General features: G+C 67.5%; 18 protein-coding genes. 7 read left to right on the top strand and 11 right to left on the bottom strand.

All coding sequences use genetic code 11. The features are described from left to right. Window positions 1–160: 160 nt before the first annotated feature. From OG306_RS03530 to OG306_RS03510, 5 genes are all read left to right on the top strand, one after another. Window positions 161–2,563, top strand: coding sequence for a glycoside hydrolase family 65 protein (locus OG306_RS03530; RefSeq protein ID WP_266744584.1), 2,403 nt, complete (start codon window positions 161–163; stop codon window positions 2,561–2,563). A gap of 216 nt (window positions 2,564–2,779) precedes the next feature. Then, window positions 2,780–4,189 (top strand): AAA family ATPase, encoded by a 1,410-nt coding sequence (locus tag OG306_RS03525; RefSeq protein WP_266907788.1) that lies wholly within the window; start codon window positions 2,780–2,782, stop codon window positions 4,187–4,189. Window positions 4,190–4,520: 331 nt separating this feature from the next. Then, the gene (gene ppsA, locus OG306_RS03520) at window positions 4,521–5,942 is read left to right on the top strand and encodes a phosphoenolpyruvate synthase (RefSeq protein ID WP_371665114.1); all 1,422 of its coding nucleotides are present in this window, start codon (window positions 4,521–4,523) and stop codon (window positions 5,940–5,942) included. A 25-nt stretch (window positions 5,943–5,967) separates the two neighbouring features. Continuing rightward, the gene (locus OG306_RS03515) at window positions 5,968–6,960 is read left to right on the top strand and encodes a putative PEP-binding protein (RefSeq protein ID WP_266752062.1); all 993 of its coding nucleotides are present in this window, start codon (window positions 5,968–5,970) and stop codon (window positions 6,958–6,960) included. 56 nt (window positions 6,961–7,016) lie between these two features. After that, complete coding sequence (locus OG306_RS03510; RefSeq protein WP_266744581.1) at window positions 7,017–7,472, top strand: Hsp20/alpha crystallin family protein; 456 nt, start codon at window positions 7,017–7,019, stop codon at window positions 7,470–7,472. Window positions 7,473–7,556: 84 nt separating this feature from the next. Here OG306_RS03510 and OG306_RS03505 read toward each other — a convergent pair whose 3' ends face one another. The 10 genes from OG306_RS03505 to OG306_RS03460 all read right to left on the bottom strand — a co-directional run bounded on the left by OG306_RS03505 (window position 7,557) and on the right by OG306_RS03460 (window position 18,050). Beyond that, window positions 7,557–8,432 (bottom strand): universal stress protein, encoded by an 876-nt coding sequence (locus tag OG306_RS03505; protein ID WP_266744580.1) that lies wholly within the window; start codon window positions 8,430–8,432, stop codon window positions 7,557–7,559. A gap of 120 nt (window positions 8,433–8,552) precedes the next feature. After that, window positions 8,553–9,179: a CBS domain-containing protein gene (locus OG306_RS03500; protein WP_266744579.1), complete on the bottom strand. Its 627-nt coding sequence runs from the start codon at window positions 9,177–9,179 to the stop codon at window positions 8,553–8,555. A gap of 13 nt (window positions 9,180–9,192) precedes the next feature. Next, window positions 9,193–9,795, bottom strand: coding sequence for a CBS domain-containing protein (locus OG306_RS03495; protein ID WP_266744578.1), 603 nt, complete (start codon window positions 9,793–9,795; stop codon window positions 9,193–9,195). Between the two features lie 241 nt (window positions 9,796–10,036). Next, window positions 10,037–11,626: a CBS domain-containing protein gene (locus OG306_RS03490; protein ID WP_371665113.1), complete on the bottom strand. Its 1,590-nt coding sequence runs from the start codon at window positions 11,624–11,626 to the stop codon at window positions 10,037–10,039. A gap of 119 nt (window positions 11,627–11,745) precedes the next feature. Further along, the gene (locus tag OG306_RS03485; protein ID WP_266744575.1) at window positions 11,746–12,000 is read right to left on the bottom strand and encodes an acyl carrier protein; all 255 of its coding nucleotides are present in this window, start codon (window positions 11,998–12,000) and stop codon (window positions 11,746–11,748) included. Next, complete coding sequence (locus OG306_RS03480) at window positions 11,997–13,385, bottom strand: dihydrolipoamide acetyltransferase family protein (RefSeq protein WP_371665112.1); 1,389 nt, start codon at window positions 13,383–13,385, stop codon at window positions 11,997–11,999. Before OG306_RS03480 ends, OG306_RS03485 begins: the two co-directional genes overlap by 4 nt. A 1-nt stretch (window position 13,386) precedes the next feature. After that, window positions 13,387–14,388 (bottom strand): alpha-ketoacid dehydrogenase subunit beta, encoded by a 1,002-nt coding sequence (locus tag OG306_RS03475; RefSeq protein ID WP_266744573.1) that lies wholly within the window; start codon window positions 14,386–14,388, stop codon window positions 13,387–13,389. Then, on the bottom strand, window positions 14,385–15,452 hold the full coding sequence (gene pdhA / locus OG306_RS03470) for a pyruvate dehydrogenase (acetyl-transferring) E1 component subunit alpha (RefSeq protein WP_266907387.1): 1,068 nt from the start codon (window positions 15,450–15,452) through the stop codon (window positions 14,385–14,387). Before pdhA ends, OG306_RS03475 begins: the two co-directional genes overlap by 4 nt. 25 nt (window positions 15,453–15,477) lie before the next feature. Then, window positions 15,478–17,268 carry an acetate--CoA ligase gene (gene acsA / locus OG306_RS03465; RefSeq protein ID WP_266744571.1) on the bottom strand — a complete coding sequence of 597 codons (1,791 nt, stop codon included), beginning with the start codon at window positions 17,266–17,268 and terminating at the stop codon, window positions 15,478–15,480. 83 nt (window positions 17,269–17,351) lie between these two features. Further along, window positions 17,352–18,050, bottom strand: coding sequence for a CBS domain-containing protein (locus OG306_RS03460; protein ID WP_266907388.1), 699 nt, complete (start codon window positions 18,048–18,050; stop codon window positions 17,352–17,354). 282 nt (window positions 18,051–18,332) lie between these two features. On the opposite strand from OG306_RS03460, the gene OG306_RS03455 reads away from it, so the two are divergent. Next, window positions 18,333–19,235 (top strand): universal stress protein, encoded by a 903-nt coding sequence (locus tag OG306_RS03455; protein ID WP_266744569.1) that lies wholly within the window; start codon window positions 18,333–18,335, stop codon window positions 19,233–19,235. Continuing rightward, complete coding sequence (locus OG306_RS03450) at window positions 19,232–20,092, top strand: universal stress protein (RefSeq protein WP_371665111.1); 861 nt, start codon at window positions 19,232–19,234, stop codon at window positions 20,090–20,092. The genes OG306_RS03455 and OG306_RS03450 overlap by 4 nt, the downstream gene beginning before the upstream one ends. Window positions 20,093–20,454: 362 nt before the next feature. Here OG306_RS03450 and OG306_RS03445 read toward each other — a convergent pair whose 3' ends face one another. After that, window positions 20,455–22,407: a multicopper oxidase family protein gene (locus OG306_RS03445; protein WP_266744567.1), complete on the bottom strand. Its 1,953-nt coding sequence runs from the start codon at window positions 22,405–22,407 to the stop codon at window positions 20,455–20,457. Between the last annotated feature and the right edge of the window lie 391 nt (window positions 22,408–22,798).

Here is a 22,798-nt window from a genome sequence, read left to right as displayed (position 1 = left end):
CTCATGCCGGTGCGGAAGCACGGCTTCGCCGCCCTGCCGGCCCGCTCGTCGATGGCCGGTCAACGGCCCCGGACGCTGAACCGCACCGGTGTGCCCATGGCCGGGACGCCAGGTGGCCGGACCGTGACCCTGCGACCGAGGATTGCTGCGGAGAGTGGTCATGAGCACAGCATGGACCTGGGACTTCAGCGGCTACGACCCCAAGAGGGAGCGGACGATCGAGGCTCTGTGCACACTCGGCAATGGCAGGTTCGCCACCCGGGGGGCCGCGCCCGAGTTGCCTGCCGACACGGTCCACTATCCAGGGACTTACGCAGCCGGGTGTTCCAATCGGCTCTTCTCGGACGTCGCAGGAAAGCGGGTCGGTAACGAGGAGATGGTCAATCTGCCCGACTGGTCGCGCCTGCGTTATCGCTGCCTGCCGGACGACGGACCGGCAGGGGAGTGGCTCACACCCGATGACCCGAGTCTGCGGCGCTACAGCGTCTCTCTCGATCTGAGGGGCGGCATTCTCACTCGTCGCTTGTTCTTCCAGGACGGCCTCGGCCGCCGAATCGGTGTCACCCACACGAGGCTCGTCCACATGGGCGACCCGTATCTCGCCGCCCAGCGGACCACGTTCCGTGGGTACGGCTGGAGCGGGGCCATCGAAGTCGAGTCCATCATCGACGGCAACGTCACCAACGCCGGTGTCGAGCGCTACCGCGGTCTGAACGGACGCCATCTCACCGGCCACTGTGCCGGAGTCGAAGCGGACGGCGTGGCCTGGCTGTCCTGCCGGACCCGTTCGTCCCACATCCGGATCGCCATCGCGGTCAGAACGTCGGCGCGGCCCCTCGTCGCAGTGGGGACGAGTTGCACGGAGACCGGAACGGTCCAGAAATTCAGGCTGCCGGTCTCCCGCGGACATTCTGCCGCCGTCGTGAAATGCGCCGCGTTGTACACATCCCAGGACCGCCCGCTGAGTGAGCCCGTCTCGCTTGCCGTCGAGCATGTATCACACGCGGCGGCGTTCGCGGCCCTGCTCGCTTTCCACCGCGTCGCTTGGGAACGTCTGTGGAGCCAGGGTGAACTGAAGGCGCCTGGCGAATCGGGCCGCATCCTTCGCCTCCATCTCTTCCACGTCCTACAGACGCTTTCCCCGCACACGGCCGAGCTGGACGTCGGAGTGCCGGCCAGGGGCCTGCACGGTGAGGCGTACCGGGGGCATGTCTTCTGGGACGAGTTGTTCGTGCTGCCCTACATCACCCTGCACTTCCCGGAAGTGGCGCGGAGCCTTCTCATGTACCGGCACCGTCGCCTGCCCGCGGCCCGTACCGCAGCCCGGCGGGCGGGCTTTCGAGGAGCGATGTTCCCCTGGCAGAGCGCTAGTTCAGGCGCTGAGGAGACGCAAACGCTGCATCTCAACCCCCGATCGGGCCGCTGGCTGACCGACCACTCGCACTTGCAGCACCATGTCGGATCGGCCATCGCCTGGAACGTGTGGCGGTACGGGCACAGCACCGGCGACACCGGGTTCGTCCAAGGCCCAGGAGCAGAGCTGTTGCTCGACATCGCCGGCTACTGGGACGCCGTGGCCACGTACGACACCGATCGCGACCGCTACCGCATCCGCGGTGTCGTCGGCCCCGACGAATACCACGACGCCTACCCCGAGGCCGCTGCTCCCGGGATCGACGACAACGCGTACACCAACGTGACCGCGGCCTGGGCGCTCGCACGCGCACTGGAGCTGTTCAACGGGCTGCCTGCGGCCCGGCGGCGGGAGCTGGCTGAACAACTCGGGCTGGACGACGAGACGCTGAATCGCTGGGAGGACATCTCCCGCCGGGTGTACGTGCCGTTCCACGGCGGTGTCATCAGCCAGTTCGAGGGTTATGGCGAACTGGCAGAACTGGACTGGGACGCCTACCGCTCCCGCTACTGCGACATCCGCCGCCTCGACCGGATCCTGGAGTCCGAGGGGGACACGGTCAACCGCTATCAGGTATCCAAGCAGGCCGACGCACTCATGCTCGGCTATCTCTTCCGCCCCGCCGAGCTGCAGGAAATCTTCGACCGTCTCGAATACCGGCTCGATGACGAAGTGTGGCGTACGACCGTCAATTACTACCTGGCTCGTACCAGTCACGGATCGACCCTCAGCAGTCTCGTTCACGGATGGGTCCTCGCCCGCGAGAAAGGCCCGGATGCCTGGCGGTACTGTGAGGAAGCCCTGCTCAGCGACGTGGCGGACATTCAGGGCGGCACCACCGGCGAAGGCATCCACCTCGGTGCCATGGCCGGCACTCTCGATCTCATCGAAAGAGGTGTCGCGGGTCTGGAAGCAGGCCCGGACGGACTCCGGATCGACCCCAGCGCGCTCCGGGAGGTGCCTCGCTGCTCGTTCACGTTCTGTTACCGCGGGCACCGGGACATCCGCGTGCGGCTCCTTCCGGGCCGGGTGGGGATTCGCGTGCCCCACTCGCGACTCAATGCCTCTCTGTCCGTGTGTCTGCCCGGCGAGCGGCTGGTGACCATGGCCGCGGGGGAGCAACGTTGGTTCCGTCTGCCGCTGGGGTGACCCCGTGCGGATTCCGTGCGGTCCGTCGTGACGACGACGGTCGGCACAGCGCGCGCCTGACGACCGCGCGCCCGAGAATGGAGTAGCCGCCAGCTGGTTCCGGAGGTGCATGGCGTGAATGCCGTACACGGACAGCAACGAACCTCGATCGTGGCCCCTGAACGCGCAGCCAAGCCCGATCGCCTCTTCGACAGGGAGGACGAATGGGCAGCCTTGGTGTCATTCTCGACCGATCCGCGTCCGGGAACGGGCCTGGGCGTCGTCATGGGGCGGCCCCGCCAGGGCAAGACGCTGCTGCTGGAGTCGGTGGCACGAGCCACGGGAGGGTTCTATTTCTGCGGACAGGAAGCCACCGAAGCCGAGTCCTTGCGCAGGGTGGGCGAGGAGTATGCGCGATACCGGCAGGTCGCACAGCCCAGCCACTGGCGTGACTGGAAGGAAGGAATCGATGCCTTGCTGGCGCTGGGTGACGCCAGACCACTGCCCGTCATCATCGACTCGTTCCCCGACCTCGTCGCGGCGAGCCCAGCCTTGCCGTCCGTCATCCACGGTGCCCTCCGGCACCTCGACCGAGCGCCCCTGGAAAGCCGTGCGCGATTGCTGCTCGGTGGTGAGACCGCACCGGTCATGACCCGGCTGTTCGCACAGTCTTCGCCGTTGCACGCCCTCGCCGCTCTGAAGCTCGACATCCAGCCCCTGAACTTCCGCAGGGCGGCGCAGCTGTGGGGCATCGACGATCCGAGGCTCGCCTTCCTCGTCTACACGGTCGTAGGCGGGACGCCCGCCTACCGGTACGACTACGTGGGCGACGACGTTCCCGTCGATCGTGACGACTTCGATGCCTGGGTCTGCCGCACCGTCCTGAATCCGTGCACCCCGCTGTTCCACGAGGCTCGCCACCTCCTTGACGAGGAAATCGGGCCCTGGAGTCACGGGGCTTGTCACTCCGTACTCGCCGCCCTGGCCAAAGGCTGCACGACCCACGGCGACATAGCCACCTTCCTGGGACAGCAACTCACTGATGCCTTGCGCGCACTTGTCCTCCTCCGTGACCACGGTGTGCTCCAATCGCAGGCGGACGGACTGCAGCCGGGGATCACACGCCATAGCATCACGGACCCGCTCCTCGCGTTCGAGCACGCCGTGGCGCGCCCGCGCAGGGCCGCTCTTGAGCAGAGCGAGGCCGAGACGGTGTGGGAAGACGCGCGAACGGATTTCAACTCTCTCGTCGCCGAACCCCGGTTCGCCCAGGTTTGCAGGGAGTGGGCGGCCCGTTTCGCCGACCCGGCCACCGTCGGTGCCGAGCACGTCACGGCGTCGTACGGCTCCCTCAGCGACCCGTCGGCTACGGCCGGGCTCGATGCCGAGGTCGTGGTCCGCGGACGGGAGGGTCACATGAGCGGCCCCCTTCTGTCGGTGGGGCTCGCACGATGGCATACCGGCATTGACATCCACCATTTGCAACGCCTGCGGCGCATCCTGGACGGACTCGGCTCCCGTGAGGATGTCAGCCGCGTCCGCCTGGCTCTCTACGGCGCTTCGGGGTTCAGCCCCGAGTTGCATGCGGCGCATGCGCGTGGCGAGGTCATGCTTGTTGATCTTGAGCGCCTGTACCGGGGCACCTAGCGGACGCCGCTTCGCGATGACTTCGCATCGGCGCTCACCCTTCCGGGCCGACCCTGGCCATGGGCCGATCGGTCCCTCGCCGGTACGGCCCGTTCGGCCTCGTGCTCCTGCCCCCCTTGGTGCTGCGGCGATGACACCGCCGGGAACGATCGTGGAAGCCGGACGCTCTTCCGGCTCCACCTCCCGAAGGGGTGACAACGATGCAGCGCATTCGGATCCGGATACGGCCGAGGCGGCCGCACAAGCCCGCGAAGCCGGATCTGCGTACCCCCTCCGGTCGGCCGATGCCCTACTGAAGCCCGCGGCCACCGCAAACAAGGCGGAGGACATCATGGCAACCGCTCGACGCGTCGTACCGTTCGCAGAGCTCGGCCGGCAGGATGTCGGCCGGGTCGGTGGCAAGAATGCCTCTCTGGGAGAGATGACCGCACATCTGGCAGCCGCAGGCGTGCGGGTGCCTCCTGGTTTCGCGACGACGGCGGACGCGTACAGGGAATTGCTCGACAGCCACGGACTGCGTGCGCGGATCGCGGAGCAGATTGTGCGCTTGCACGACGGGGCCGTGCTGGACGAGGTGGGGGCGGCGATCCGGTCGATGATCATGGCCGAGCCGCTGCCGGCCGGGCTGCGGACCGAGCTCGTCTCCGCGTACGAGCAGCTCGCGAGCGACCAGGGTGGAGAGGATCCCGAGGTCGCCGTGCGAAGCAGTGCCACTGCGGAGGACCTGCCTCAGGCGAGCTTCGCCGGCCAGCAGGAGACATACCTGAATGTGCGCGGGCCTGCCCAGCTGTTGCAGTCCTGTCACCGCTGTTTTGCCTCGCTGTTCACCGACCGCGTGATCGACTACCGGGAGCGGATGGGCTTCGACCACCTCGCGGTGGCTCTCTCCGTAGGCATCCAGGTCATGGTCCGATCGGACCTCGCTGGCGCCGGAGTGATCTTCACTCTCGACCCTGAGAGCGGCTTCCCCGAGGTCATCGTGGTCAGCGCGGCGTGGGGCCTGGGCGAGACCGTCGTCAGTGGCCAGGTCGACCCCGATGAGCACACGGTCTTCAAGCCGAGCCTGAAGGACCCCGCACTGGATCCTGTGATCGACGTACGGATCGGAGCGAAGCGGAAGAAGGCGGTCTATGGAGAGCACGGACTCACCCGGACCGTCGACACGACCGGCGAGGAGCGCTCGCGACGTGTCCTGACGGATACGGAGGTCCGGCTGCTGGCCGAATGGGCGATGACCGCCGAGGAGCACTACGGATGCCCCATGGACCTGGAATGGGCCAAGGACGGCCTGACCGGAGAGCTGGCGGTTGTCCAGGCCCGCCCCGAAACCGTCCAGTCCCGCCGCCGTACAACGACGTTGCGTCGCTGCCGCCTGACCGTCACCCCGGGGCAGAGCCTCATCGAGGGCACAGCGGTTGGCGAGGCCATCGGTTCCGGCCCGGCCGTTGTCCTCGACTCGCCTGTGGAGCTCGGCCGCTTCCCGACCGGCGGGGTGCTTGTCACCGGCATCACCGACCCCGACTGGGAACCGGTCATGAAGCGGGCCTCCGCGATCGTCACCGACCACGGCGGCCGGACCTCGCACGCTGCCATCGTCAGCCGCGAACTCGGCGTCCCCGCCGTAGTCGGCACCGGCAGGGCTACCGAGGTGTTGCGCAACGGCCAGGACGCGACCGTCTCCTGCGCCGAGGGAGCCCGCGGCCGGGTCTACGCGGGACTGCTGGCCTACGAGGAGCGAGATATATCTCGCTGAACTCCCTGCTACCCGGACCCGCGTGATGCTCAATCTTGCCGATCCGTCCGCCGCCTTCCGCTGGTGGCGCCTGCCCGCCGACGGCGTCGGGCTCGCGCGCCTGGAGTTCATCGTCGCCCACCAGGTCAAGGCCCACCCCATGGCGCTGCTGCACCCTGAGCGAGTGAACCAGCATGACCTCTGCGTCATCGATCAGCTCACCGAGGGCCACCTCGACCGCGGTCAGTACTTCGTCGACCGACTGGCCTACGGCGTGGCACGCATCGCCGCATCCCGCTGGCCCGCCCCGGTCGTCGTACGGACCAGCGACTTCAAGACCAACGAGTACGCGCGGCTGCTGGGCGGCCGCGCCTTCGAACCGGTCGAGGCGAATCCCGTGATCGGCTGGCGCGGCGCGAGCCGCTACTACAGCGACGGTTACCGCGAAGGATTCGCCCTGGAATGCCGGGCACTGCGCCGGGTTCGCAACGAGATGGGCCTCACGAACGTCATCATCATGATCCCCTTCTGCCGCACCCTCGAAGAGGCCGACCGGGTTCTGGACGTCATGGCGGAGCAGGGGCTGCGCCGGGGCGAGAACGGCCTCAAGGTGTACGTCATGGCGGAGATCCCCTCCAACGTCATCCTGGCCGAGGACTTCGCCCAGCGTTTCGACGGCTTCTCCATCGGGAGCAACGACCTGACCCAGCTCACTCTGGGCGTCGACCGCGACTCCGAAGCCCTCGCCCATGTCTTCGACGAGACCAACCCCGCAGTCACGCGCAGCATCCAGAGCCTTGTCCCGCGCGCCCAGTCCGCCGGCCGCACGGTTGGCCTCTGCGGCCAGCGCCCCAGCGACGACCCGGCCTTCACGGAATTCCTGGTGAAGACCGGCATCGACTCGATCTCAGTGGCACCGGACAGCTTCGTCGTGGTGAAGCAGCACGTGGCTGCTGCCGAACTCAACCTGCACGGGGAGGGCCGAACGGTCCCATCCGGGACCCGACAGCCCCAAGCGGGCCTGTCGTTCAGCGACTGAAGATGAACCAGGAACCGAACAAAGGCGCCGACAGGGCGCCGGAGACGGAGAGCACAATGTCCGGAACCCAGATGGAACGCAGGCGCAGCGTCTTCCCCGACCTCGTCGACTGGTTCGGAACCGACCTCCCCCGCTTCCCGATGTGGCGGCCGATGCCCCACGTCCACCCGATTCCCATCGAGGTGACCAGCCAGGAGGGGCAGTACACGCTGCGCGCCGAGCTTCCCGGGATGGACCCCGCGAAGGACATCAACATCACGGTCGAGGGCGATACCCTCACCGTCAGCGCCGAACACACGGAGAGCAAGGAGGAGAAGGACCACTCGGAGTTCCGTTACGGCTCCTTCCACCGCACCGTTCGTCTGCCGGCGCCGATTCCACCCGAAGGGGTTGAAGCAGAGTACGAGGACGGCATCCTCACCGTTCGTGTGGCGATGGAGCCCGAGACGGCGGAAACCGCACGCACCATTCCCGTGAAGCGGACCAAGACCAACGGTCGCGGCGAGCCGTGACAAACGGCAGGTCCCTTCGTGGAGACGGGTTCGACACCGTTGTGGCCCAGGCATGAGAAGGGTGCGCCCGGCAGGACGACGTCGTCATTCGTGAGCGATGACGGCGACGGGCGCGGTGGAGTGATGGAGGATTGCGTGAGTGATCGGACCGATATGCGGGCCGATCGAGGACCGGCGGATGCGACGGCCGACGACTACGAGGCCTGCTTCGGAACCTGTCTCCAGGATTTGCTCGGAAGCGTGTCCGACCACTACCCGCGTGTCGAGGCTGACAGCCGGGTACCTGTCCCGCCAGGGCTTCAGCACATCGTCCAGGCCGGTTCGCATGCTCTGGGCGATCTGGGCATTGACTTCCGGATTGTACGTGGATCCGGATCCCGCCAGTGGGGGCAGCATCCAACTGTGCAGAGCATGGAGTGTGCAGCCCCGCCGTGATGCCTCGTCGAACGCGAAGGCGAGCAGGGCGTCGCACGGCTGACCGATGTCGACGCCCACGACCACGTTACGGTCCAAGTGCCGTCCCTCGGCGTGCGGCAGCGCGTCCTCCGTCGCGCGCACCAGGACAACGGGCTCTTCCACGGCGTGGATGACTGCCATGCCGACAGAACCGAGGGCGAAACCCTTGAGCGTGCCCAGTCCTCGGGAGCCGAGGACCAGCATGCCCGCGCTTGCTGTGGCACCGGCCAGTGAGTCGGCCGGTTGGCCGTCGAGTGATTCGGTGCTGATGTCCAGCTCGGGGTGTTTCTGCATCAGCTCCTTGGAAGCCTCGAGAAGGAGGGACTGCGCCCACTGGCGGCGCAGATCGGACCTGGCGGCAGGAATGTTGAGGGGTGAAAACCATTCTTCGGCATGAACGAGGTGCAGTGGCGCGTCGCGAAGGACTGCTTCCCGCGCGGCCCAATGGGATGCCGCGACGCTTTCTGTGGATCCGTCGAGGCCGACGACAATGCGTGGGTTCATGATGGGCTTCCTCGGACAGTGGCTGACTCGGGGTGGGGAATCGTTTCCGCCGTACGTCTGGAGGTGACGTTCCCGGGGCGGTGGCGAATCCGCGTACGTGTCGGCGCTTCAGGCCATCTTCTACCGCTGGGTGCCCGTTCGTACATCCACAGGCAGGTCGTCCTGCTCGTAGTCGAGCCGATTGATCACGTCCACGACTCCGTCGACGCTCCGGCACAGACGCATCACTACGGGGACGAGGCTGTGCCGAATCACGGTGCCGCTGAGGGTCACGAGGCCGTCGGTGACCTCGACGGTCAGCGACGAGGGACTGAGCCGGAGTGTGTGCGTCAGGACGTCTTCGAGGATTTCTTCCTGGATTGCGTGGTCCCTGCGCAGGAAGAGTTGCAGGAGATCGCTGCGGCTCAGGACCCCGATCAGCCGGCCTTCGCTGTCGACTACGGGGAGCCTCTTGACCTTGTGCTTCTCCATGACGCGGGCGGCGCGGACGGCGCTCCACCCGGGAGCCGCGGTGATCGCCGGGTGGCTCATGAGATCGACGGCGGTGTTCGCGCCACTCCCGGAGTCGTGCCTGCGGAGCAGGTCGGCTTCGGAAACGACACCCACGGGGCGTTGTTTCTCGTCCACTACGGGCACGGCGGTGACGCCGAACTCGTCCAGGAGCCGGGCGATCTCCTTGAACGTGGTGCCGCGCTGGACGCTGACGGCCGTGGGCGTCATGAGGTCGGAGACGCTGCGATGCCTCATCGTCGCTCTCCATTCACGCGGGAACATCGGACTCGAACCGGGCCACCACGTTCACGACTCCCGGCACCGTGCGCGCGACACGCACCAGCACGTCACTGAGTGACGGGTCGGGGATGGCGCCGTTCAGATGGACGATGCCGTCGGACACCTGCACGTAGACGGTCGCAGAGCCCGCCGGGATGAGCTGAGTCATGATCAGCTCGCGCAGCTCCTGGGCGATGTCCTCGTCCGGGCGGAGGTAGATCTTCAGCAGATCACCCCGGCTGACCACGCCCACGATGCGTCCGTCGTCTTCGATGACCGGTAGCCGCTTGAGGTGGCCGCGGGCCATCAGTCGAGCGGCACCCGCGATGCTTGCACTCCGGGGCACCGTCACGGCGGGTACGGTCATCAGCTGACCGGCGCAGACGGCGCGGGACTCATCTACGCCCTGCGCCTTGAGCAAAAGGTCTGCTTCGGAGACCACGCCGACGACTCGTCCCTCGTCCGACACGACGGGCAGAGCACTGATCCGCCATTGCCGCATGGTCTCCACGATGTCCTTGAACGGCGCTCCGCGATTGACCGTGATAACGGCGTGCGTCATCACGTCGTCGACGGTACGCAGATGTTTCATGGTTCCTCCAAAAACAAGGGACCCCGTATTTCCGAGCCTCGGCAGCGCTGTCGGCCGACGGTAGGACCATCCGGGGTGCGCCGGGGACTGTTCGGCCCTGTTCTCCCGGTACGAACGGTGCTTTCGTGAAATTGGCGGAAGGAGCCATTGCGAGGATGCGGAGAAGCGGCTGATGGCCGTGCACCGCACGATCAGGAACCGCGAGAAGCGGTTGGCTTCTTCCGTCCCATGACATGAGCGCTCAGGGATTGTCGGCGTCACGCGCCGGATCGAGATCCGGCGGCAGATCGTCCACGGCGTATTCGAGGGACTGGTCGACACTGACGACGCCGTCGACGGAAAGGCAAAGGAGTTCGATGATCGGAATGGTTGAACGCTCCTCCGCTCTTCCGCTCAGGGTGACGACTCCTTCCTGAACGGTCACTGTCACGCCCCCGGGTGTCATCCGGAGAGTCCGGCCCAGCACCTCGTCGACGATTTCTTCGTGTATGGCGTCGTCGCGGCGGAGCATGGGGCGCAGCAGATCCGAGCGGCTGACGATGCCCACGAGCATGCCCGTGTCATCGATGACCGGAAGCCGTTTGACACCCCGCTCGTTCAGGAAGCGCGCTGTCTCGACGATGCTCCACGCGGGCCGGGCCGTCAGCACGGGAGTGGACATGAGATCACCGGCGGTGCGGGCGTCCATGGTGCGGTGGTTCACGGCCGCCGTCCCGCGCAATTGGTCACGGCCCTCTGCTTCCGGCAGACCGGCCTGCCGGCGGAGCAGGTCGGCCTCGGAGACGATGCCGATGGGGTGGTGGTGGGTGTCCACGACGGGCAAGGCCGAGACGTTGTTGTAGGCGAGGCTCCAGGCGACCGTCTTGAGCGACGCTTCGGGGCTGGCCGTGGCCACGTCCCGGGTCATGACTTCGGCGACAGTGCGGTGCATCATGGTCCGATTTCCCTTTCGTGCAGGGGCGTCAGTCGTGGGCGACGACGGCGACCGGTGCGGGCGGCGGTGTGATGCAGGACGGCATGGGTCACCTGCCGGAAGCGGGCACCCGGAGGAGAGCGGCGCAGGTGCCGACCGACGACGAGGTCCGCGCCGGCCGCGGCCTGGACCGGTTGACGACCAGCGGGATCCCATGAGTGCTATCCGGTCGGCGCTCACCGACGGGAATCTGCGGCGCCAGGGCAGCAGCAGTGCGTCCAGCATCTGTGCGGAACTCCGGCCTGCTACCCGTTCGTCGTCGGAGTCGAGGAACGGGAAGAACCTGTGGGCGGGAGTGGGGTTCCAGCCGTGGACCGCCCGCAAGGCGCAAACGCGACGGGCGGTCTCTTCGAAGGCAAGGGCGAGAACCTCGTCGGGTGCTCCGTGGATATCGGTGCCCACGACCATTTCGTCGTACCTGCCGGGCCCGGTGTTCTCGGGTATATCCGCCGCCCATACGAGGGCTACCGGGGTTTCGGTCGCTACGAGGGGCGCCGTGCCCACTGCGCCGGCGAGGAAACCCACCAAGCCGCCCAGGCCGCAGGAACCGAGGACGAGCAGGTCCGCGTCGTTCGCTTCGGCGGCCGGGGCGGCGACCGGCTTGCCGGGGAGCCACCGGATGACGACCTTCGGATGCTGGTGCCGACGGTGCACATCCTTCAGTGCCTCGCCGGGCGCCTCACCGGCCCGTCGACTGGCCGTCTCTCGGCCCAGTCGACGAATGGCAGGGCCGATGGGCCGGTCGGTGACGTGGACGAGCCTCAGCACTTCCCGAAAGGGCGCCTTCTGGGCGCCCCGGTCCGCGGCCGCCCGGCTCTCGGGGGAGCCGTCGAGGCCGACGGTCGCGAGGTGCTTCATGGCGGAACTCCCGTGCGTCGCAGGTCTGCGATCCGTTTCCGATCCGTTTCTCAGCCTGGCCTGCGAGGCAGGAGCGGAGTAGGGGCCATGTGGGCCCTTGCGGGGCCGACCAGCCCCGTCTAATAGGCGGTGGGAGTGCGCGAGGCGACATAGTCCGCGCACGCGTTGAGTGTGTTCAGCGAGGGATAGTCCGTCTCAGGAAGGGGAAGGCCCGTGCGCCCGCTCAGCGCCTCGATGAAGTTCAGGAAGTCCAGCGAATCCATCTCCAGACCGTCCCGGAAGTTCTCGTCGGGTGAGAGCGCGTCGAGATCGGCGCCGGGCACCACGTCTGTCAGGACTTGCTTGATCAACTCGAAAGCCTCATCGCGGTTCACAGTTCCTCCGGTCCTTGGAGCAGTCGGTCGAGTGCTGCCAGGAAGCGTGCGCCGGTCGCACCGTCACTTGCGCGGTGATCGGCGGAGAGCGTGGCTGTCACGGTTGGGTGCACCGTGAGCATCCCTTCCACGGCTACAGGACGCTCGACGACACACCCCAGTCCGACGAGCGCGACCTGCGGTGGGTAGATCACCCCGAACACAGTCTCCACACCCTGGTCGCCGAGGTTCGTCACCGTAAGCGTTGGGTCGGCGATTTCCGAAGCACGCAGACGCCCGCGGCGGGCCCGTGAGACCAGGTCCCTGAGGGCCTTCATCAGCTCCGGCAGGGACATGGTGTCAGCGTTCGCCAGTGCAGGTGCCGCCAGGCCACCACCGCGCAGGGACACGGCGATGCCGAGCCGAACACCATCTGCCGGGACGAAGGCACCATCCTTCCAATAGCCGTTCAGCTGCGGCACCTGCCGTGCGGCCAGTGCGGCGGACTTCAGCAGCAAAGCCGCAGGCACGAGCCGTTCCCCCACGGGTCCGTTCGCGTTCCGGTTGAGCATCCACGCCGTGGCGGCCGCGAGATCGATCGTTGTCGACAGGTAGTAGTGGGGAATGTCGCGGTTGGCGCGGGTCATCAGCGCAGAGATCGCCGAACGCGTGGTCGGCGCTCCCGTGGTGAGGGTATCGGGCCTGGACTTTACTGACGGGCGAACCGGGGGTGCGCCCGACGGGGGCATGGCCGGCGGTTCTGGCGCTGGTGGGCGCGGTCCTTGTGTACGGTGCGCACGCTGTGTACGGTGCGCACGCTTTCCCGCCGCGGCACGCACGTCGTCGGCTCTGACTGTGCCGTTCTGCCCGGTCCCCCGGACCCCTTCCAGATCGACGTCCAACGACCGCGCCAGACGGCGGGCGAGTGGCGATGCCGGCACCCGGTGCCGTGGCGGGGATGCCGCCTTCTCGACATCGGCGCGGGTGATCTGGCCCCCTTTGCCTGAACCATGCATGGTGGACAGGTCTATGTCCTTCTTCTGTGCCAAGTGCCTCACCAAAGGGGTCGACACGGCGTCGCCGGCCCGGGTGACTGCCCGAACCGGGGCCGGGTAGAAGCCGGGAGACGGCTCGGTCGGCTGTGGCGCAGGGGTGTGGGCAGTGGGTTCGGTCGCGGGGCCGATGACTGCCATGGGGGTGCCGACCGGCACCTTGGTTCCTGGGGCGACCAGGAGAGCACTGACGGTACCTGAGTCGAAACACTCGACCTCGATGGTTGATTTGGCCGTTTCCACGACCGCGACAACATCCCCCTTCGACACGGCATCGCCGGGGTTGACCAGCCATTCGACCAGAGTGCCTTCGTCCATGTCTGCGCCCAGGGAAGGCATGGTGAATTCGGTCATGTCAGCTCACCGCCAGACGCACCGCATCCACGATCGACGCGGGTTGGGGCAGCGCTGCCTCTTCGAGTTGCCGGGCATAGGGAATGGGTACTTCTGCGCTGCATACGCGCTGCACCGGGGCGTCGAGCTCGTAGAACACCTGTTCGGTAATGCGGGCCGAGATCTCCGCGGCGAGACTGCCGCTGCGCCATGCCTCGTCCACAACCACGGCCCGGTGCGTGCGGCCCACGGATTCCATGACGGTGGCATCGTCGAGGGGACGCAGGGCACGCAGATCGAGGACCTCCGCGCTGATGCCGTCCCCTGAGAGGATGTCCGCGGCGGCCATGGCCTTCGACAGTGAACCGCCGTACGTGATGACAGAGACATCCTTGCCGGGCCTGCGAACTGCGGCACTGTCGAGGTCGACGGCCTCAATGGTGGGATCCAGGACGCCCGCGGCGTTGTACAGGCTGCCGTGCTCGAAGATCAATACCGGGTCCGGGTCGGCGAGGGCGGCCGCCAGCATATGCCGCGCGTCGTCCAGGGTCGCCGGTGCGAGCACGCGAATCCCGGGGATGTGGGCGTACCAGCCCTCCAGACTGTGGGAGTGCTGAGCGCCGAGCTGCCGTCCCGCTCCGGTGGTCATGCGGATCACCACGGGTACGCTCAGCTGCCCGCCGGACATGTGCAGCAGGGTGGCCGCGTTGTTGAGGATCTGATCCAGCGCGAGGAGGCTGAAGTTGACGGTCATGATCTCGACCACCGGCCGCATCCCGCCGAGCGCGGCACCGATGCCCGCGCCGACGAACGCGGACTCCGACAGGGGAGTGTCCCTGATCCGGTCGGGTCCGAACTCTTCCAGGAGTCCCAGGCTGACGCCGAAGCATCCGCCGTATCTGCCTACGTCCTCTCCCATGAGGAAAACCCGCTCGTCGTGCAGTGCCTCGCGCAGTGCCTCGCGGAGGGCTTCCCGGTAGGTGGTCGGTGGGGGAGCCTTTGTGGATGCCCGGCGCGTGTTCATGGGGTGTTCCCCGGTTCACTCGTCACGTAGCGGAGCAGGTCTGCGACGGGCTCCGCCGGCGCGTCCTCCGCCGACCGAACGGCGCGCTCGATCACATCGAGCACGTCCTGCTCCAGCTGTTCCATCGTCCGGTCCTCGAGCTGTCCTTCTGAACGCATCCGGTCGGCCAGTCCTTGGAGCGGGTCGCGTTCTTTCCACTGCTCGATTTCGGACTTGGCCCGGTAGCGGTCCGGGTCGTACATGGAGTGGGCGCGGAACCGGTAGGTCTGGGCTTCGAGGAAGTGCGGTCCGTTGCCCGCCCGTATGGATTCCGCGGCCTGGAGGGCGGCGGCTTCGACGGCGAGCACGTCCATGCCGTCGACGGTCCAGGCGGGCATGCCGTAGGACGAAGCGCGCATCGCGAGGTTGGTCTGCGCGTGTTCACGGGCCAGGCTCGTTCCCATGGCGTACAGGTTGTTCTCACAGACCAGCAGCAGGGGCAGCCGCCACAGTGCCGCGAGGTTGGCCGTTTCGTGGAACTCACCTTCCGCGAAGGCGCCGTCACCGAAGAAGCAACAGGTGACACGAGTGCCGCCACGCATCCGGTCGGCAAGTGCGAGTCCGGCCGCCAAAGGCAGCCCACCGGCCACGATCGCGTTGCCACCGTAGAAACGGCGGTCTGCATCGAACAGGTGCATCGAACCGCCGTGTCCACGGCTGCAACCGGTGACTTTGCCGTACATCTCGGCCATTACCGCGTCGGCGGGCACACCGCGGGCCAGAGCATGCCCGTGCTCGCGGTAGGTGGACACCACGGCGTCCTCCTGGCGCAGGGCCTCGTTCACGCCAACGGCGACGGCCTCCTCACCAATGTAGAGGTGGACGAATCCTCGGATCTTCGTGCTGCTGTAGAGCTCGACGCACCGTTCTTCGAATCGGCGGATGACGAGCATCTGCCGGAGGAGGGAAAGACGGTGATCGGATGCGGTCGCGCGGTGGGCAGTGGTGGTGGACGCCTTCTTGCGCGTGCCCTTGCGCGCTGCCGGACGGGCTCGTTCGTCGGTCCGCGCGGTGGTGGTGCTCATCGTCGTGCCTTCTCTCGCGAGTGCGTCATCCCGGGTTCTCGACCGTGGACAGGTCTCCTTCGGGCAGCCCCATTTCGCGGGCACGCAGCACCCGACGCATGACTTTGCCGCTGCGGGTCCTGGGGAGGTTCTGCTCGAAATCGATCTCCCTGGGAGCCACGGCGGGCCCCAGTCGCCGCCGTGCGAACGCCAGAAGTTCTCGCTTCAGGTGGGCGTCGGGTGCGTGGCCCGGCCGCAGCGACACGTATGCCTTGACGACCGCTCCCACGACAGGATCCGGACGGCCGATGACGCCCGCTTCCGTGACGGCGGGGTGCTCCATGAGCACACTCTCCACCTCGAACGGACCGATCAGGTGTCCTGCCGATTTGATGACGTCATCGGCGCGGCCCACGAACCAGAACCAACCGTCCTGGTCCCGCTTCGCGAGATCGCCCGTGAGGTACCAGCCGTCCGCGAAGCATGCCGCGTAGCGGGTTTCTTCGTGCAGATAGCCCCGGAACATGGACGGCCAGCCCGGACGCAGTGCCAGCTCTCCCTCGATGCCCGGTTCGCCGATCACGTGCACGTGTCCGTCGGTGACCTCGGCGCGGCCGTTCTCGCCACGTTCGAGAAGGCCGGCGTCGACTCCGGGCAGGGGACGTCCCATGGAGCCCGGGCGGATGTCGCTGGAGGCAAAGTTGGCGATCATGATGGCGCCCGTCTCCGTCTGCCACCAGTTGTCATGGATCGGCAGGCCGAGGACGTCCTGCCCCCAAAGGACGGCTTCGGGGTTCAGCGGCTCGCCCACGCTGGCGATGAAGCGGAGGGCCGACAAGTCGTACGGCCCCGGGAGCTTCCTCGTCCCGTTCCGGGGGGTGGCGCGCATCAGCATGCGGATCGCGGTTGGCGCCGTGTACCAGGCGGTGACCTTTTGGTTGTCCAGGATGCGGTACCAGCGGTGTACGTCGAAGTCGCCCTCGTCCACCACGAGGGTCACTCCGTGCGTGAGCGGAGCGATGATCCCGTACGAAGTACCGGTCACCCACCCGGGATCCGCCGTGCACCAGTAGATATCGCCCGGGCGGAGGTCGAGTGCGAAGGCCGCCGTCGCGTGATGGGCGACGACGGCATCGTGCACGTGGACCGCGCCCTTGGGAGTCCCGGTTGTGCCGCTGGTGAAATGGAGCAGAGCCATATCCTCCGAATCGGTGGGAGGAACGGTGTACTCCGGCGATGCCTGCTTCATGATCTCGGCGAACGAAACCGTTCCAGGCGGCGGATTTTTGACGGGGCCGACGAGCAGCACGTGCTCCAAGCGCGGCAGGCGGTGCCTGTTCTCCTCCACCTTGCGTCGGTACAGCTCCTGCGTGGTGACAAGAACCCGGGCGTCGCCCAACTCCAGCCGCTGGCGTACGGGCTCCGGGCCGAACGCGGAGAACAACGGGCACAGCACGCGGGCGCCGCGCAGCGTGCCCAGCACCGTCGCGTAGAGCTCCGGGCAACGGCCCAGGAGCGTGAACACCATCTCCTGCCGAGCCACCCCCATGGCCGTGAGTGCGTTCGCGAAGCGGCCCGTGAGGCAGGCGAGCTCGCCATAACTGATATAGGTGACCGTGTCGTCCGCTGCAACGCAGCGCAGCGCCTCCCGACCGCCAAGGCCTGCGGCCACTTGGCGGTCCACGGCTTCGTATCCCATGTTCAGCCCGCCACCGGGCAATCCGGCCAGCCGCGACCGAGCCTCGTCCCAGGTGAATTCGGCGCGGGTCCGCTCATAATCCTGGAGTTCGAAGGCGACGCCGGGCCCGGGCTGCTTGTGGATGATGCGATGGTCCATGGCCGGGTCCTCGTCCTCGCACTGGAATCCTGAAGGAGATGCTGCGGCGCACAGCTATGAGCGGCGATGGCAGCAGCGCGTCCTCATGGCTCTGCGGACAGCCCGTGCTCGGTCCACTGTGAGGAGGCGGATACGGGGCCGTCCACGGGTGCGGACACATGGCTCACGACCGCGACCACCCCGTCGAGCTGCTCGGCAAGGAAGGTCAGGACAGCGATCTGGCTCTGGCTCTCCAGCCGGCCTTCCAGGGTGACAACGCCGTCCACTGCATGGACGGTGACCACGTCGGCTCTGAGCCCCATGGTGCCCACAAGCACGTCCTCGACGAGGCGCCGTCGTATCTCCGCGTCGGGGCGCAGAAAGACACGCAGCAGGTCCCGGCGCGTCACGATACCGACGAGTCTGTCCTCGTCGTCCACGACCGGGAGCCGCTCCACGCCACTGCGCATCATCAGCCGGGCGGCGTCCGGTGCGGTCTCGTCCGCGTGGACGGTCACCGCCGGTGTCGACATGACCTCGGCAGCGGTGAATTCCGCTCCGGACGAGACTGCGGTCCCGACGGCGGCGTCGGGGAAGTCGCCCGTCACGAGGTGCCTCGCCGCCTGTCGGTTCAGCAGGTCACTCTCGGAGACGATGCCGACGACCCGATCCTCGTCGTCGAGCACGGGCAGTCCGCTGATGTTGTGCTGGGCAAGTAGCTTCGCAACCTCTTTGAAGGAGGTGACCGGGACGACCGAGACGACCTCGTCGGTCATCAGATCTCCCACTTTGATGCGCTTCATGGAGGCGCCTCCTGCCTTCTCGCAGGGAGCCGCATGGACGCAGCGCCCGCAGGTTATCCACGGACCACGATCCGCCGGACCGTACTGAGAGGAGGAGGGCCGAATGGGTCGTGGCCGGGACCGGTCGGACCCGGATCGGGCGTCCGGGCACCCGTGCACGGCAGGATTCTCTCGACAGGGTCCATTGGGCCCCCGGGCGGTCCTGAGTGGCCCTCTCTCCGCAGGGGCCCGTGGTGCCAGCCTGAGAGTCGACCCTTCGGTGGCCCTCGGTGAGGAGGAACCATGAAAGGCACCACCGGCAGCCCGGAACTGGGCTCCGTCATCGTCGGTGTCGACGGCTCCGAGCCGGCCCGCCGGGCGGCGTTGTGGGCAGCGACCGAGGCCACTCGCCGCGAGAGCCCGCTGCGCATCGTCTACGCGGCAGACACGGACGGCCGGGTTCTCTACCTCTCGGCGGAGAGTATCGAGCGCGTTCGCAGCGCGGGCCGCGAACTACTGCGGGAAACCGCCGCTGCCGTCGAAGAACGGTACTCCGGTCTGCACGTCACCACGGAGTTCAGCCGCAGTGCACCCGTCCCCAGCCTGCACCGGACCGCCGGCATGCGCGGCACTGTCGTAGTGGGCAACCGCGGTCTCGGCGGGTTCAAGAACCTCATGCTCGGATCCGTCGGCCTGAAGCTCGCCGCAGGCGCCACGGCACCGGTCATCGTGGTCAGGGGCACCGACAACGGGAGCGAGACCGGAGTGGTGCTCGCCGCGGTCCGTGACGATCACGACACCGAATGCGCCCGCTACGCGGCGCGCGAAGCCGAGATCCGTAAGGCTTCGCTGCGGCTGCTGCACGTGTGGAACATTCTCGAATCCGCCGGACTCGCCGTGACCATGCTCGACGATATCGAAGCGATCGCCGGCGAACACGTCCATCACCTGATGACCGTGACGGACCGGATCCGCGGCGAATTCCCGGACCTGAACGTGCAGGCGGAAGCCGAGAAGAGCCTGACCGTCGCCGGGGTCCTGGTGGAGGCATCGCGCCACGCGGATCTGCTGGTGATGGGCGGACGGCGATCGCCCGGTTTCATCGGCCCCACCCTCGGGCGGGCGACGCACAGCCTTCTGCACCACGCGCACTGCCCCGTGCAGCTCATTCCGCGGCACGGTTCCGGGCACGGGAGCGAGCCGTGATGGGCACTGACGAACGCCGTGAACTCGTCATCGGTATCGATCCGGCCAGGAACTGGCACCTGTCATTGGCCTGGGCTGCTGACGAGGCGCATCGACGCGGGCTGGAACTCCGGCTCGTCGTGGCCGTACCGCCGTCGCGCGACCGGCACCACGGCGATGACAGCCCAGGCAGACAGGCCATGCTCCAAGCAGGGGCGGACGCCCTTCGGGAAGGCGCCGACTGGGCCCGCGCGCGCCATCCGCAACTGCGGCCGGCCACCGATCTGCTCGACGGATTCCCGGCTGCCGTGCTGGGCGGGCTGTCCGCGCGGGCCCGCATGGTCGTTCTCGGGTCCCGGCACCTGAGCCGTACGGCGGAATACTTCAGTGCCGGCTCTCTCGTCGTCCCCGTCACGGCCCAGGCGCGCTGTCCCGTGGTGGTCGTGGGCGACGCGGAGCACATCACGCAGGAACCCACTTATCTGGTCGTGGGAATCGACGGCAGTGAGTCCTCGAAGGCGGCGCTGGGGCTGGCGTTCGAGGAGGCCGACCTCCGGGGAGCCGCACTCCGCGCCGTCTCGGTCTGGCAGCCACCCGTAGTCATGTTCCAGGACGAGCAGGTTGCCGTGCAGGCTCAGCGGCGCATGCTCTACGAGACCACGGCGGGCTGGTCGTCGAAGTACCCGGACGTGCACCTGACGCACGAGGTGCCTATGGGACATCCGGTGGAGGAACTGGCCGGGGCGTCCGAACACGCTCTGGCCGTCATCGTGGGCCGCCGTGGCCGGGGCGGCTACACGGGCATGCGGCTCGGCTCCGTTGTCCACGGACTGCTGCACCGGGCACACTGCCCGGTAATCACAGTTCCCCTGGTGTGAACCCCGCGGTGACGACCACCCCGGCCGGGGAGAGGAAGCCCGGACAGGAGCTCTACGGGCTGGCTTGGTCCGGAGGCCGAGCGGCGTCCGGCCGAGCACCGCCGCAACGAGGCGGCGGAGGTGCCAGGAGATCCGTGCCGGCCACGCCGTGGCGGCCCTGTCGGCACCAATCGTCCGCGTCCTGCGTGACGGCACCGCACGGGAGGTTGCCGCAGCTGTTGTGGTGCCCGGCGACGTCTTGCTGCTCGGCGAGGGCAGAGGACGGCATCCGTTGCTGCCGACGCCGAGCTCATCGAAGCATCCGGTGCGAGTCCGTCAAGAACCCGCCTGATGAGGCACCCGCGCAGTCGGTGCTTCGGCGTTCAGTGAGGGCCGACACGGTACGGCCGCATCATCTCGTTGTCCTCGTGTTCGAGCATGTGGCAGTGCCACACGTACTGTCCCGCCCGGTCGAAGGTGGCCTTGACCCGGGTGATGGCGTGCGGATAGGCGATCACCGTGTCCTTGAAACCGCTCTCCCAGGGCTCTGGCGGTCTTGGGTTGTGCCCGGTGCTCTGCCGGTCGACGACCTGGAACTGAACCTCGTGGATGTGGATCGGGTGGGCGTCGCTGGTGGAGTTGTGTATTTCCCAGATCTCGGTCGCCCCGAGTGCCGGGGTCTCCGTGATGGGATCGCCCCATCCCATGGGGGTCGGGTTTCCGTGCCGGTCCAGGGTGCCGAGCATCACCACGCGGGGGCCCACGCCCCGCAGGACCGCGGAGTTCTGCTCCTGCAGGGAGACCTGCCGCGTGTGGCTCGCTGGGCCCAGTGGTTCGAACGGCGGAAGGGTGAGGTGGGCGGGGGGTATGGTCCTGTCCGGCGTGGCGAGTGGTCGTGCCACCGTGAATTTCATGACCTGTCCCGTGGTCCCGGGGGATGCCGGCCGGAAGTCCGTGCCTGCTCTCCCGCCCCTGAACGGCTCGTCGGGCCCCTCGTTGATGAGGTAGAGATCAGTGCCGACCGGGATGGAGGTGAAGTCCACGACGACGTCGGCGCGTTCGGCGGGGGCGGTGAGCAGTTGGTCACGCTGTACGGGTGCGGGCAGGAAGCCTCCCTCCGAACCGATCTGCCAGAAGGGGAGCACCGGGTCCGCGGGACGAGGGGCCATCGGGTCGGTGACGATCTTCAGGATCAGGAAGCGTGCGTTGCAGCCGTTGAGGAACCGCAGGCGGTAGCGGCGCGGCTCGACGGAGAGAGTGGGCCAGGTACGGCCGTTGGTCACCATCGTGTTGCCGAAGAACTCCGGGTTCCAGATGGGGGAGATGTCACTGCCGGGGATGTAGGGCCCGGTGAAGTGGTCGAAGGATGCGCGGCTCGCCGGGTAGAACAGGCTGCCGTCGGTGGAGAACGAGCGGTCCTGGATGACGACCGGGATCTCGTAGTAGTGCTTTCCCGGGGGGTCGCCGAGTTTCGGCGCCGGCCCCGGAAGCACACCGTCCGGGAGGTCGGCCGGCCCGCCGCGCAGGAGGTAGAAGCCCGCCAGCCCTGCGTAGACGTTCAGCCGGGTGACCCCGAGAGCGTGGTCATGGAACCAGGAGGTGGCGGCACGCTCCTGGTTGGCGTACTGGAATACGGCGGCTCCAGGCTTCCACATTGCGTCGAACTGGTTCTCGAACAGTGTCCTGAAATGTTCGTAGAAGGTGCCCACCCGTGCGTATCCGTCGGGAATGTCGGATGCGCGGGGCAGGTACCACGCCTCGGGGTATCCGTCGCTCTCCTGCGTGTTGTGTCCCCCGTGCAGGTGGGTCACGATCGGCACGGGGCCGGTATAGGGGCCGGGTGTCGAGGTGAAGGCCGGCCGTGTATCACGCCGTGGGATGCCGCCTTGGGGGTTGGCCCAGTGCAGTGTGGGGTCCACCGGCAGCAGGTGCGGCAGATGGTTGCCGTGGCGGTCGAGCAGCTGGTTCACCCACGTGACCCGTATGGCCCGGCCGAAGGTCGCCTCGACGGTGCGTGACGGGTAGGAGAAGCTTCCCGGATGCCGGGTCGATCCGTATCCCCACACCGTTGTGGCGGGCATACCGGCCGGCAGGATCTGCTGCCGGAACTGCTGAGCAGCGATCGTGTAGTGGTCGACGCGTCCTGCCTCGTCCTTCTCGGCCCAGGGCATCACCGGCGGGACGGCGAGCTCGGTGACGTACTTGCCGATGCGCGTCGGGTCCAGGACGCGGCTGGGGATCCCCGGCCAGACCCGTGCGAAGGTAGACCCGGTGGGGATGAAGAGGCAGCTTCCGCCGACGAGGCCGGCCTTGATGAATTGTCGCCTTGTGGCCATATGCGTCCTCCTGGACACGGCCCCCCATCGGCTGCAGTCCCAGAAACCATCGGCTGCAGTCCCAGAAACCGTTCCAGTGTTTCCGACACAACGAAGAAGAGCCACTCGGAACGTCGAGGACCAAGATCTTCGTGCAGGCGCAGTGTTTCAGCTCGCCCGGCTCTGCACGCCGTGGCGTTCACGAAGCATGGCTTACGACGGGGTGGCGACAGTCGGCTTGATCAAGGAGACTGGTACGGACCGGCCGGGTTTCAGCAGCAGCGCAGTCACGACACTGGCCCCGCCGCGCAGAGGCCGAGGGTCCACTCCGCCGGAGGAACTTCACCCGTCGATATCCTGCCGGTCGCGACCGGCCGCGCGGCGGAGTCGGACCTGTTGTTGTGGGACGCAG

Source organism: Streptomyces sp. NBC_01241 (genome assembly GCF_041435435.1).
GTDB lineage: Bacteria > Actinomycetota > Actinomycetes > Streptomycetales > Streptomycetaceae > Streptomyces.
Note: the sequence above shows the minus strand (reverse complement) of the source record. Positions and strands in the feature narration are given on the sequence as shown.